Raw genomic sequence first — 11,824 nt, 5'->3', positions numbered from 1 at the left:
CCCCCCGCCGGGGTGGGCGAGGGGTTCCGGGGTGCGAGCGGGTACCGGCGCGCTCGGGCGGCGTACCGGCGGGCCGGCCTAGTACCAGCTGTTGGCCTGCCAGAAGGACCAGGCGCCGCACGGGCTGCCGTACCGGCCGTCCATGTAGTTGAGGCCCCACTTGATCTGGGTGGCCGGGTTGGTCTGCCAGTCGGCACCGGCCGAGGCCATCTTGGAGCCCGGGAGGGCCTGGACGAGACCGTAGGCGCCGCTGCCCGCGTTGGTGGCGCGGTAGTTCCAGCCCGACTCGTGGCTCACGATGTTGCTGAAGCACTGGAACTGGTCCGCGGGCACGATCTGGCGTGCCATCGCCTGGACGTCGGCGACCGAGTACGAGCTCTGGACCGTGAAGGAGGAGGCGTCGCGGGTCGTGGAGCGGCTGGCCGCCTGCTCCTTCTCCTTGGCCTCCTGCTCGCGCTTCTTGGCGAGCTCCTCGGCCTTCTTCTTCGCCTCCTCGGCCTTCTTGACCGCCGCTTCCTTCTTGGCGGTCGCGGCCTCGGCCGCGCTCTTGCGGGCCGCTTCCTCGGCGGACTTGCGAGCGCCTGCCTGCGCGGCGTCCGCCTGGGCGTCGGCCTGCTGGGTCAGCGTCGCGGTCTGCACGCGGGCCTGCTGGCCCGCCGGGATGTCCGCGAGGAGGGTGGCGTCTTCCGCCGCGGTCGCCTCGAAGTCGTTCGAGGTCTGCTGGGGGGTGCTGCCCGAGGCAACGCCCACCACGGCTCCGACGGTGGTGACCGCGGTGGCCGAAGCCACCGCGAATCCCCGGACCGAGATCCGGCTCACACGGTTTCCTTCCAGCGTCGCCCGCTTAGGTGACCTCGCGGGCGCGATCGTGCCCCTGACACTGGCTTCCCCCTGCTCGTGGTCACGGGAAGCGCGGACCCGAGGGGCGTGGCCCGGCTGCTTCCTCACAGCGGGACGCCCCGTGGAACACGGGTGGCACACAGCTTCTCTATGGAGTTGCGGGGCCCGGTGCCTCACCCGTGACGCGGGTGCGGTGCCGAGGCCGTGGAGACACAAGCTGTGCGCGGGGCCTGACGGCTGAGAACTTTGCCGGAACGGGACGCCGCAAGGCAATTCTCCGTTGCGTGGGATAGGTCACACGCCGTTTGGGTGGTGTTTCTGAGGGATAAGGCCGCGCAGACGGGCGCCGCCCGGCTAGGCTCCTTGGCCATGTGCCGGGCGGCGTCTCGGAATCACGCGGTGGGACGGGTCAACTTCCCTGCTCAAGGAGGGAGTTGACGCTCCCCTCTCACAGCTCGCGGTCCTCCAGGAGTTCGGTCACAAGAGCCGCGATCTGGCTACGCTCCGAACGGGTGAGGGTCACGTGTGCGAAGAGGGGATGCCCCTTCAGCTTCTCCACGACGGCCACGACCCCGTCGTACCGCCCCACCCGGAGGTTGTCGCGCTGCGCGACGTCGTGGGTGAGCACGACACGCGAGTTGGCGCCGATCCGGGAGAGGACGGTGAGCAGGACGTTGCGTTCGAGTGACTGGGCCTCGTCGACGATGACGAAGGCGTCGTGCAGCGAACGGCCGCGGATGTGGGTGAGCGGCAGGACCTCCAGCATCCCGCGGGAGACCACTTCCTCGATGACCTGCCTGCTGGTGACGGCGGAAAGGGTGTCGAAGACCGCCTGCGCCCAGGGGTTCATCTTCTCGGACTCACTGCCGGGCAGGTAGCCGAGTTCCTGGCCGCCGACCGCGTAGAGCGGCCGGAAGACCATGACCTTCTTGTGCTGACGGCGCTCCAGGACCGCTTCGAGGCCCGCGCACAGCGCGAGCGCCGACTTGCCGGTGCCGGCCCGGCCGCCCATCGAGATGATGCCGACCTCGGGGTCGAGGAGGAGGTCGAGCGCGACGCGCTGCTCGGCGCTGCGGCCCTTGAGCCCGAAGACCTCGCGGTCCCCCCGCACGAGACGGATGTCCCCCGACGGCGTGACACGGCCGAGCGCCTTGCCGCGCTCCGACTGGATCGTGAGCCCCGTGTGCACGGGCAGCTCGGCGGCCTCGGGGACGCTGACCCGCTCCTCCTCGAAGAGGCGGTCGACCTGCTCCCCCGTCAGGCTCAGCTCCGCCATCCCGGTCCAGCCCGAGTCGGTGATGGCGAGTTCGGCGCGGTACTCCTCGGCGAGCAGGCCGACCGAGGAGGCCTTGATGCGCAGCGGCAGGTCCTTGGAGACGACGGTGACGTCGTACCCCTCGGCCTGGAGGTTGCGGGCGACGGCGAGGATGCGCGAGTCGTTGTCGCCGAGGCGGTACCCCGAAGGGAGCACCGAGGGGTCCGAGTGGTTCAGCTCGACGCGGAGCGTGCCGCCGATCTCGCCGACCGGGAGCGGCTCGTCGAGCCGTCCGTAGCGCACCCGGTAGTCGTCCAGGAGGCGCAGTGCCTCCCGGGCGAAGTAGCCGAGTTCCGGGTGGTTGCGCTTGGCCTCCAGTTCTGTGACCACGACGACGGGGAGCACGACCTCGTGCTCGTCGAAGCGGTGCACGGCGTTGGGGTCGGCCAGCAGGACGCTGGTGTCGATGACGTAGGTGCGCCGGTCGGGCTTGCGGCGCTGCGTGCTGGTCACCACGGAGAGACATACCCCCTCGGACGAGGACGGGGAACGGCCGCCCCGCGCGCCCCCGCGCCGCGCACGCGGACGTGCGGGGTCAGGGGAGGAGGGACGGCCGGTGAATGGGGACCGGGAGAGGCCGGGACAGGCGCGAGGAGGGTGACCGCCCGGCTCCGCGGGCCGGTGCTCCGGCCGTGTGAACCGGTGTTCCGGCCGGGTGGGCCGGTGAGGTGAAGACGTACCGCTCGGTCGTCCTGGCGCAAGGGCCCTCCCGGGCGGGAGGCACCCTGCCACCCGCTGAGATCCGGTGTCCGTGGGTCGGATACCGGCCTGGGTGAGCTATTCCCGGACCGGTGGCCGGTCATGCGCGAGCGTCTGCCGACACGTGGGGGAACGAGAGGTGAAGCCGGGGAGCGGCGGGGTGCGCCCGGGGCGTGCGGGGCGGGGCCGCGCGAGCCGGCACGGGAGGCGGTACGGGGGGACACGCGAGGCCGCGTGGTCCGACGCGCGGCCCGTCGTACGGGGGCTCGGCCCCGGCCGCTCAGCCTCCGTAGCGGCGGTGGCGGGCCGCGTAGTCGCGCATCGCGCGCAGGAAGTCGACCTTGCGGAAGGCCGGCCAGAAGACCTCGCAGAAGTAGTACTCCGAGTGGGCGCTCTGCCAGAGCATGAAGCCGGAGAGGCGCTGCTCGCCGCTCGTGCGGATGACGAGGTCGGGGTCGGGCTGGCCGCGGGTGTAGAGGTGCTCGGAGATGAGGTCGATGTCGACGGCCTCGGCGAGTTCCTCGAAGCTCGTGCCCTTGCGGGCCGCGTCGTGCAGGAGGGAGCGGACGGCGTCGGCGATCTCCTGGCGGCCGCCGTAGCCGACCGCGACATTGACCAGTATCCCGGTGTTGTCCGAGGTCGCGGCCTCCGCTTCCTTGAGAGTGGTGCGGGTGTTGTCGGGCAGGATGTCGAGGGCGCCCACGTGGTGCACGCGCCAGCGGCCGTCGGCGGCGAGGGCCCGGACGGAGTCCTCGATGATGCCGAGGAGGGGGGTCAGCTCGGACGCGGGGCGGTCGAAGTTGTCCGTGGAGAGCATCCACAGCGTCACGACCTCGACGTCGGTCTCGGCGCACCAGCCGAGGAACTCCTCGATCTTCTCGGCGCCCGCGCGGTGGCCCTGCGCGGTCGTGCCGCCCGAGGCGCGCGCCCAGCGCCGGTTGCCGTCGAGGATGAGTCCGATGTGCTTGGGGACCTGCTCGTGGTCCAGGCGCCCTCGCACCCGTCGTGCGTAGAGTCGGTACACGAGGTCGCGCATGTTCACGTCTGTCAGCCCCTCCGTGCGGCAGGCAATGCACTCCGGAAGGCGCCACCCTACCGCCGTTCGCGGGCGGCCCCCGACGCCGGGTCACATGGCCCTCACGTAGCCTTCGCGCATGTCAGACAACGCTTTCTTCCAGGCGGCGGACGGCCGTTACGACACCATGGAGTACCGGCGGACGGGCCGCAGCGGCCTGCTCCTTCCCGCCGTCTCCCTCGGCCTGTGGCACAACTTCGGAGACGACCGTTCCCTGGACTCGCAGCGCGAGATCCTGCGGCACGCCTTCGACCTCGGCATCACGCACTTCGACCTCGCCAACAACTACGGGCCTCCGGCGGGCTCGGCGGAGCTGAACTTCGGCAAGCTCCTCGCGCGGGACTTCGCCCCGTACCGGGACGAGCTGGTCCTCTCGACCAAGGCGGGCTACCGGATGACCCCGGGCCCGTACGGCGAGTGGGGCTCGCGCAAGTACCTGCTGAACTCGCTCGACGCCTCGCTGCGCCGGATGGGCACGGACCACGTCGACATCTTCTACTCGCACCGCTTCGACCCGGACACGCCCCTCGAAGAGACGATGGGCGCGCTCGCGACCGCCGTCCAGCAGGGCAAGGCGCTGTACGTGGGTGTCTCCTCGTACTCCTCGGAGCAGACCGCCGAGGCGGCCCGCATCCTGCGCGAGATGGGTGTTCCCGCGCTCATCCACCAGCCCTCGTGCTCGATGATCGACCGCTGGACGGAGCGGGACGGCCTGCTCGACACGCTGGAGACGGCGGGCATGGGCTGCATCTCCTTCGTGCCGCTCGCGCAGGGCGTGCTCACGGGCAAGTACCTGGGCGGCATCCCGGAGGGCTCGCGGGCCACGCAGGGCAAGTCCCTGGACCCGACGACGCTCACCGAGGAGCGGATCAAGAAGCTCAACGAGCTGAACGAGATCGCGTCCGGGCGCGGCCAGACCCTCGCGCAGCTCGCGCTGAGCTGGGTCCTGCGCGACCCGCGCATGACCTCCGCGCTCATCGGCGCCTCCTCGACCCGCCAGCTCGACGAGAACGTGGCGGCCGTGTCGGCGCCCGCGCTCACGGCGCGGGAGCTGGAGCGGATCGACGCGCTGACGGTGGAGTGGTGACGGGGGCGGCGGAGCCGGGCCGGGGCTGAAGCCTGCGGCTGCTGGGGGCGGCTGGGCTGCTTGGGGGCCTCGGCCGTTCGGGCTGCTGGGGGCGCCTGGGCCGTTCGGGCCGGCCGGGCCCTCTGGGGCGCCTCAGTCGTGCGGGCTGCCTGGGCCGTCTCGCGTTCGGGCCCCTGAACGCTCGCTCGGGCGAAGCACCGCCGAGACCGGTGGGGTGCCGTGCCGCCCGGGTCCGGGAAGACCTTGCGGGGCCCCGCCGTCCTCCGGCGCGTCCGGGCAAAGAAAACGGGCCGGTCCGTGGGGGGGGGTTACGGACCGGCCCGAGGGGGGGAGTTCCAGCCTAACCCTTCGTGAGGGAATACGGCGACATTCACGCCCTACCACTACGCTCCGGGGTCGCCCGACGACGTGGCGCCGATCGATTCGCTCATATCCCGACCTCTTGATGCCCGTTTCCGCCGCTTTCTCTCCGGAGCGGGGCCGCGCGGGATCACCGCCCACCGCTTCGCGGCTCCTCCCACCCACACGGACGAAGCCGGTGCGGCCCGTTTGACGAGAGGACGGTACGCGGGCGCCGCGGGGGCACTACGGTCGCCCGTATGACGAGTACGGAGCCCCCGTCCGGCGGCCGTCCGGGGGAGCCCCTCGCGCCGGGAACCGTGCTGCGGGTCCTCGCCCCGGACGGCTCGCCGCGCTCCGCGGTCCCCCTGGAGGTCGCGCGGACGGCGCGGGAACGGGGGCGCGGGCTGCTCGGGAGGGACGCGGTCCAGGGGGCGCTGCTGCTGAGCCCGGCGAGCGCGGTGCACACGCTCGGCATGCGCTTCGCGATCGACGTGGCGTTCCTCGACCGCGAGTGGCGCGTGCGGTCCGTGCGGACGATGCGTCCCGGGCGCCTGGGCCTGCCCCGGCCGTGGGCCCGGCACGTCCTGGAGGCGGAGGCGGGCGCGATGGCCGGCTGGGGCCTGTCCCCCGGAGCCCGTGTCACCGTCGAGGACACCGGGAGCGGCGGAAGCTCCGAAAGCGACGGGGAGACCCACGGCTGAGCGGGGGCGGGTCCGGACCGGTACCGCGCGGCCCCCTCCACCGCGCGGTACCGGAACACGCGTGTTTGCGCGTGCGATTTCCGTTGGTCCGAACTTAGGGGATTGATGACTTCTGCACGAGACCCTCACGGTAACGATGCGGAATCAGGCGGTCGTACGGAGCGCTCGCCCCTACCGCCCGATGAGCGTTCCCCCGTACCGCCGCCGTTCGTCGTGGTGACGGGCGGGCCGGGGGCGGGGAAGACGACGTTGCTCGACGCGCTGGCGCGGCGCGGGCACCCGGTCGTGGCGGAGGCCGGGCGGGCGGTCATCCGGGAGCAGCGGGCGTGCGGCGGCGACGCGCTGCCGTGGGCCGACCGGGCGCGCTTCGCGGAGCTGATGGCCGCGCGGGACGCCGCAGCGTACGCGGCCGCCGAGCGCGCCGGGCCTCCCGTCTTCTTCGACCGGGGCCTGCACGACACGATCGGCTACCTCCGCCTGGAGGGCCTCCCCGTCCCGCCCGCGCTCCTTCGCGCGGCCCGCGCGCACCCGTACCACCCGCGCGTCCTCCTCGCGCCTTTCCGGCCCGACATCTACCGCCTCGACCAGGAGCGCGCCCAGACGCCCGCCGTGGCGCGGCGCACGGGCGAGGTGATCGCGGGAGTGTACGAGGAGTACGGCTACGAGGTCGTGCCGCTGCCATGCGTCGACGTGGTCGGACGGGTCGCGTTCGTCGAGGAGCTGTTCGGGACCGCGCCCGCGCTCAGGACGGCTTGCGCGCCTCGATGAGGAACCGGCTGCTGTGGGCGAGGAAGCGGCCCTCGGCCACGATCAGCTCGTGCAGCTCCCGCAGACGGTCCTCGTACCGCCCGACGGTGAAACCGGGGACCATCCACACGACCTTGCGCAGGTAGTGGACGACCGCGCCGATGTCGTGGAACTCCATCCGCAGCCGTACCGCCCGCAGGTCGACAACCTCCAGGCCCGCCGCCTCGGCGGCCGTGCGCGCCTTCTCGGGGTCGCGCGCGGTCCACGTCTCCTCCGGCCGCGGCCCGAGGAACCACTCGCTGACCTCGGCGCCGCTCCACGGGCCGACCTCCTGCGAGAAGTACGTGCCTCCGGGCGCGAGGACGCGCGCGACCTCGGGCCAGTCCGTTCGGACCGGGTGCCGGGCGCTCACCAGGTCGAAGACGCCGTCCGGGAAGGGCAGCGGCTCCCCCGCGCGCGTCGCGACCACGACGATGCCGCGCGGTGCGAGGAGCGCGGTGGCCTTCGCGGCGTTCGGGGGCCAGGACTCGGTGGCCGCGGCGCAGGGCGGTACGGCGGGCGCACTCGCCAGGACCTCTCCCCCGCCCGTGTCGATGTCGAGGCTCACCCGCGCCCGCCCCATCCGTTCACCGAGCAGCCGCGCGTACCCCCACGGGGGCCGTTCTTCCGTGGCCCGGCCCTCGAACCACGAGAAGTCCCAGCCTTCGACGGGGGAGGTGGCGCCGTCACGGACGAGGGCGGCGAAGTCGCCTGGGGCGGGGCCATGGCGGGTGGGGCCGTGCGGGGTGGGGTCGTGTGCCGTGGGGTCCATGGGGAGAGCATGGCGCGGCGGCGCGGGCCGGGCCACCGGCTTTTTCGTGGGCGGAGCCTGCCGGTGAGCGGGACGAGGGGGCCGCGGTGCGGGCTGTGGGGCCTGGGACGACCTCGCGCCTTGCCACCGCCCGCGCTCCTGCGGCGGTGCGTGGGGCCTCCCCCGCTCGCCGTGGGTCTTTGGGAGCCGGGATCACGTCGCTCGGGCGGTTCCCCGTCTCAGCCGGTGCGGGGGAAGGAGACCTCGACGCGGCGGTTCTTGCGGCGGCCTTCCTCCGTGGTGTTGTCGGCGATGGGGTAGTCCTCGCTGTAGCCGCGGACCTCGAAGGTGACTTCGGGGCCGAGGTACGGGGCGAGTTCGTCGTGGACCACATCGGCGCGGCGTTTCGAGAGCGTTTTGCCGTGGGCGTAGCTGCCGAGGTTGTCGGTGAAACCGAAGACGCGGACGGTGCGAGCCCTTTGTTTCTTCGCCTCGTCGGCGATGGCCTTGATGCGGGCTCTGCCGGAGGGGTCGAGGGCGAATTTGTCCTTGTCGAAAAGGACTTCGGCCTGAAGAGCGAATTTGACGTCGGTGTTCGTGTCCTCGCGGCGCTCCTCGCCGCCGAGATCCTCGACGACGGACTTGATGTCGAGCACTTTGGCGGGCGCGAGTTGCGCGCCGTCGGCGAGGCGGAGTCCCGGACTGCTCGAATCGACGTCGGGGGGCGGCGAGGTGGTCACACTCCCCGGCGGGACGGTGGGCCCGTCATCGGCAACGGCCACTCCCCCGGGAACCCCGAAAGCCAACGTCGCCGAAGCCACCACCACAGCCGCCCCCGCCCGAAGCCGCCCCATCACTGCGCCTCACTGAGCGGGATCTCGGCGGGCGGCATGCTCCCGACCTGGAACGTGACCTTCTTGGTGGAGGAGGGAGGAGCGGGGAACTGGGCGAACCAGTCGACGGTCTGGCCGGAGCGGACCCGGCCGTCAAACTTGGTGCACAAGCAGTGGCCCTTCGTGTCCCGAAGCACCAGATACTTCTTCTTGGCCGCGTTGTCGACGAGGCTGGCGCCGGCGAGCGAACCGCCGTTGGAGGCGAGTTCCGTCTCATCGCTCTGCCAGTCCGCTCCGAGCCATGAACCACTCCCGTTGTTGGTGACCGTTCCGGATACGGTCACGTACCCTCCCGCCCCCCGGACAGCGGACGTGATCACCACGCTTCGGTCCCCCGACTTGCCCTCGGCAATCGGCTGGGTGTTGCCCTCGGACGGCTCAGCCGCGGACGGTGAACCCGACGACGCGGCACCGGAAGAGGAGGAACCGGTGGTCGACGACGCGGCTTTGGCGGGTTCATCCTTCCCGTCCCCCCCGCCTCCGCAAGCGACCAACGCGCAAAGTGCGACAACAAGTCCTACCAAGGCTGTGCCGGAGCGGCGGTGCTGCACTTCTACTCCCTCCCTTGTATGAGCATCTCTTCTCCGCGCGCCTAATCCGCCAGAGATACAGCGAACAAGACCGAAGCGTCTGGCAAATCGACGGGGTCAAATGTGCCGGGGTCGAAATCGAAGGATTCACCGTGCGCACAGGTGAAACGGATCTCTTCGGGCGGGTCCGCTTCCGGATCGACCTGACACCTTGGCCGCACCACCGCGGTTGCACGGGCGCTGGCATGTTTCCCGGCCGTGCCAGGAACAAGCGTGGCACCAATCGTGGTGGTTGTGCGCACATGCGCCTCGAATCCGGGGAAGCCACGCACCTCAACGGCTTGCAGACCGAGGACCGAAGCGCCATTGGCGGCAGCGAGCCGTTCGGCGGCCGCTTGGGAACGCGCTGGGGAATGCGCCTGTCCTGTCAGCCAACGCACCCAGTCACCGTCATCGGCAACAGCGTCCACCAGCCCGTGCACGAGTTCGTCCCGCTCGCCCTGCGCCGCGGCGAGAGCGGCGGCGTCCGCCGCCGACTGGGCGGAATTGCGCAGTACTGCCGCTTGCGCGAAGACATAGAGAACGAACGCCGCGAAAAGAATCGCTCCACTCGCCCAGATGAACAACGGCAAGGTCTGACCGGAATCCGTCAGCCTCCGACGACTCGGTCCACGGCATCCCCGATCGCCCCGGAGATCAGCCCGTCCAGCCCCAGTTGGTCGATCAGCACGAAGATCCCCGCGATGATGATCAGCAGCCCCGCGTATTCCACGAAACCCGCTCCGTCGTCCCTGCGGAGCTTGTGGAGGAGGGTGGGGAGCCAGGTGGTGGGCTGGGGCATGGTGCTCTCCCGGGTGGGCCGGTGTGGTGGTGTGACGGTAGGGCGACGGAGGGTGGTGGGGGGAGGGTCCGTGGGCCCAAGTGGTGAGGTCAGGCATGGGGTCCTCCCAGGGCGGGGTGGGCCGTGCCGAGCCAGCGGGCTATGGCCTCGCTGCGGGTCGTGGTCTGGAGCTTGGCGAAGATGCGGTTGATGTGGTTCTTCACCGTTTTTTCGGTGATGAAGCACGCCGCCGCGATCTGCCGGTTGTTCAGGCCGGCCGCGATGAGGTTCATGACCTCTTCCTCCCGTGCGCTCAGCGGTCCGCCCCACGAGGGTCGCACAGGTGATTGCTTTTGCGAAGGGGGAGGGAGGCTCGGGCTCCCGGCGCGTAAATGACGGACCGCCCCGACGAGTTGAGGGACCGTGAAGTCGCCGTGCACCAGGCAGCCGGCCGCGCCCATCCGTCTCGCCCGCGCGTGGAGTTCCGCGTCGCGCCCGTACGTGATGACGAGGACGGGTGCCAGGCGGGCGAGGCGGGGGAGAACGGTCAGTCCGTCCACGACCGGCATCCGCAGGTCGAGGAGGACTCCGTCCGGCCGGTGGCGTTCGGTCGCGGCCAGCGCCTGGCGGCCGTCCGCCGCCTCGGCCACGACCACCGCGTCGGCGCGGCCTTCGAGGAGGGCGCGGAGTCCGGCCCGTACGACGGGGTTGTCGTCGGCCACGACGAGCCGCAGTGGTTCAGGCGGAGCGATGGGCATGGTCCTCGGGCTCCTCTCGGGCGGTGGGGAGGGTCAGTTCGGCGCGGACCTCGGTGCCCGGTCCGCGCGGGGGCGCGCCGATCGTGAGGCGGGTGGGGCAGGGCAGGGTCGCGAGGCGTTCACGCAGGCCGAGGAGTCCGTAGTGGCCGCGCGCGGCGAGTTCCTGGGGAGCGGGGAGGCCGGGCGGCAGGCCGTCGCCGTCGTCGCGGACGGCGAGGACGAGGCGGCCGGTGGCGGGCTCGGTGCCGTATTCGAGGACGACGTGGCGCGCGGAGGCGTGGCGGGCCGTGTTCTCCAGGGCCTCGGCGGTCACGAGGAGCAGGGTGCGGGCCGTGGCGGGGGCGAGCAGCGGGGCGGGGCCGAGCGCCGAGCGGGTGGCGGGGGTGCCTGTGCGGTCGGTGTGGGCGGCGAGGAGGGCGTCGAGTTCGGGGGCCAGGTCGACGGGGCCGCCGGGATCGTCGGTGCGGCGGCGCAGGCCGCCCAGGAGGACGCGGGACTCGGTGGCGGCGCGGCGGGCCGCCCGGGCGACGTGGGCGGCGTCGCGGCGGACGACGGCGGGGTCCTCGGTCGTGGAGAGGGCCTCGGCCGCGAGGGCGACGCCGTGCAGGGTCTTGGCGACGGTGTCGTGCATGTCCCGGGCGAGGCGGGCGCGTTCGGCGGCGAGCGCCTCCGCGACGGCGAGGCGCTCGCGGGTCTCGGCGAGGGTGGTGCTCGCGGCGAGGAGGCGGAGCACGAAGGCGCGGAGCGTCGCGCCCACGAGGGCGGCGGCGAGGCAGAAACCGGCGACGAGGAGGACCCCGGCGCGGGGCGCGGCGGGGGGTGTGGCGAGGGCGGCGAGGATCGTGAGCTGGAGGACGGTGAAGAAGACGGCCCAGCGGCGGGTGTAGAGGAGGGCGGCGAGGAGGGGCGTCGCGACGGCCGCGTAGCCGAGGGGCGAGGCGGGGGTCGCGATCAGCAGGAGCACGGTCGTGGCGGCGAGGTCGACGGCGAGGAGCGTGGGGTGGCGCAGCAGGAGCGGGACGACGCGTTCCCAGTGGCGCAGCACCGCGTACGAGCCGAGCAGGCTCAGGACCGCCGCGGTGACCGCGAGGGCGCGGGAGGCGCCGGGCTCCGCGGAGCGCAGGGCGAAGGGGATGCCGAGGGCGAGGACGGCGAGGCGGGCGCCGATGACATGGCGGCACAGCGCGGCGAGGGCGTGGGCGGGGGGGGGGGGCGGGGGGACGGCGG

General features: G+C 72.2%; 13 protein-coding genes. 3 read left to right on the top strand and 10 right to left on the bottom strand.

Annotated elements, in window-relative coordinates; translation table 11 throughout:
* Positions 1 to 78 precede the first annotated feature (78 nt).
* From IF99_RS0113940 to IF99_RS0113930, 3 genes are all read right to left on the bottom strand, one after another.
* Positions 79 to 819 carry a lytic transglycosylase domain-containing protein gene (locus tag IF99_RS0113940; RefSeq protein WP_030996774.1) on the bottom strand — a complete coding sequence of 247 codons (741 nt, stop codon included), beginning with the start codon at positions 817 to 819 and terminating at the stop codon, positions 79 to 81.
* Between the two features lie 469 nt (positions 820 to 1,288).
* The gene (locus IF99_RS0113935; protein ID WP_030996773.1) at positions 1,289 to 2,611 is read right to left on the bottom strand and encodes a PhoH family protein; all 1,323 of its coding nucleotides are present in this window, start codon (positions 2,609 to 2,611) and stop codon (positions 1,289 to 1,291) included.
* 523 nt (positions 2,612 to 3,134) lie between these two features.
* Complete coding sequence (locus IF99_RS0113930; protein ID WP_030996772.1) at positions 3,135 to 3,896, bottom strand: isoprenyl transferase; 762 nt, start codon at positions 3,894 to 3,896, stop codon at positions 3,135 to 3,137.
* 112 nt (positions 3,897 to 4,008) lie between these two features.
* Between IF99_RS0113930 and mgrA the strand changes: the two genes are divergently transcribed.
* From mgrA to IF99_RS0113915, 3 genes are all read left to right on the top strand, one after another.
* Positions 4,009 to 5,016 (top strand): L-glyceraldehyde 3-phosphate reductase, encoded by a 1,008-nt coding sequence (gene mgrA, locus IF99_RS0113925; protein ID WP_030996771.1) that lies wholly within the window; start codon positions 4,009 to 4,011, stop codon positions 5,014 to 5,016.
* Between the two features lie 599 nt (positions 5,017 to 5,615).
* Complete coding sequence (locus IF99_RS0113920; RefSeq protein ID WP_030996770.1) at positions 5,616 to 6,059, top strand: DUF192 domain-containing protein; 444 nt, start codon at positions 5,616 to 5,618, stop codon at positions 6,057 to 6,059.
* A gap of 249 nt (positions 6,060 to 6,308) precedes the next feature.
* On the top strand, positions 6,309 to 6,827 hold the full coding sequence (locus IF99_RS0113915) for an AAA family ATPase (protein ID WP_234340692.1): 519 nt from the start codon (positions 6,309 to 6,311) through the stop codon (positions 6,825 to 6,827).
* On the opposite strand, the gene IF99_RS0113910 is transcribed toward IF99_RS0113915, so the two are convergent.
* The 7 genes from IF99_RS0113910 to IF99_RS0113885 form a co-directional block, all read right to left on the bottom strand.
* A complete protein-coding gene (locus IF99_RS0113910) occupies positions 6,802 to 7,617 on the bottom strand; it encodes a methyltransferase type 11 (protein WP_030996768.1) in 816 nt (271 codons plus the stop codon). The genes IF99_RS0113915 and IF99_RS0113910 overlap by 26 nt on opposite strands.
* Positions 7,618 to 7,835: 218 nt before the next feature.
* A complete protein-coding gene (locus tag IF99_RS0113905) occupies positions 7,836 to 8,450 on the bottom strand; it encodes an OmpA family protein (RefSeq protein ID WP_051703486.1) in 615 nt (204 codons plus the stop codon).
* Positions 8,450 to 8,773 carry a hypothetical protein gene (locus tag IF99_RS34905; RefSeq protein ID WP_234340691.1) on the bottom strand — a complete coding sequence of 108 codons (324 nt, stop codon included), beginning with the start codon at positions 8,771 to 8,773 and terminating at the stop codon, positions 8,450 to 8,452. Before IF99_RS34905 ends, IF99_RS0113905 begins: the two co-directional genes overlap by 1 nt.
* A gap of 308 nt (positions 8,774 to 9,081) precedes the next feature.
* Positions 9,082 to 9,651, bottom strand: coding sequence for a pilus assembly protein TadG-related protein (locus IF99_RS32290; protein ID WP_078655082.1), 570 nt, complete (start codon positions 9,649 to 9,651; stop codon positions 9,082 to 9,084).
* Positions 9,652 to 9,668: 17 nt separating this feature from the next.
* Positions 9,669 to 9,860 carry a hypothetical protein gene (locus IF99_RS0113895; RefSeq protein WP_030996765.1) on the bottom strand — a complete coding sequence of 64 codons (192 nt, stop codon included), beginning with the start codon at positions 9,858 to 9,860 and terminating at the stop codon, positions 9,669 to 9,671.
* An 89-nt stretch (positions 9,861 to 9,949) separates the two neighbouring features.
* Positions 9,950 to 10,597 carry a response regulator gene (locus IF99_RS0113890; protein ID WP_030996764.1) on the bottom strand — a complete coding sequence of 216 codons (648 nt, stop codon included), beginning with the start codon at positions 10,595 to 10,597 and terminating at the stop codon, positions 9,950 to 9,952.
* On the bottom strand, positions 10,578 to 11,824 hold a 1,247-nt coding region (locus IF99_RS0113885; protein WP_037826902.1), incomplete at its 5' end, for a sensor histidine kinase. The genes IF99_RS0113890 and IF99_RS0113885, both read right to left, overlap by 20 nt.

Origin of the sequence: Streptomyces sp. NRRL F-5630 (assembly GCF_000719475.1) — a bacterium.
Lineage (GTDB): Bacteria > Actinomycetota > Actinomycetes > Streptomycetales > Streptomycetaceae > Streptomyces.
This window is presented reverse-complemented; position numbering and strand designations above follow the sequence as displayed.

Bases quoted from the DNA above. Each gene is read 5' to 3' on its own strand.
- mgrA (WP_030996771.1), top strand. From the start codon at position 4,009: ATGTCAGACAACGCTTTCTTCCAGGCGGCGGACGGCCGTTACGACACC.
- IF99_RS0113895 (WP_030996765.1), bottom strand. From the start codon at position 9,860: ATGCCCCAGCCCACCACCTGGCTCCCCACCCTCCTCCACAAGCTCCGC.
- IF99_RS0113920 (WP_030996770.1), top strand. From the start codon at position 5,616: ATGACGAGTACGGAGCCCCCGTCCGGCGGCCGTCCGGGGGAGCCCCTC.
- IF99_RS0113910 (WP_030996768.1), bottom strand. From the start codon at position 7,617: ATGGACCCCACGGCACACGACCCCACCCCGCACGGCCCCACCCGCCAT.
- IF99_RS0113905 (WP_051703486.1), bottom strand. From the start codon at position 8,450: ATGGGGCGGCTTCGGGCGGGGGCGGCTGTGGTGGTGGCTTCGGCGACG.
- IF99_RS0113890 (WP_030996764.1), bottom strand. From the start codon at position 10,597: ATGCCCATCGCTCCGCCTGAACCACTGCGGCTCGTCGTGGCCGACGAC.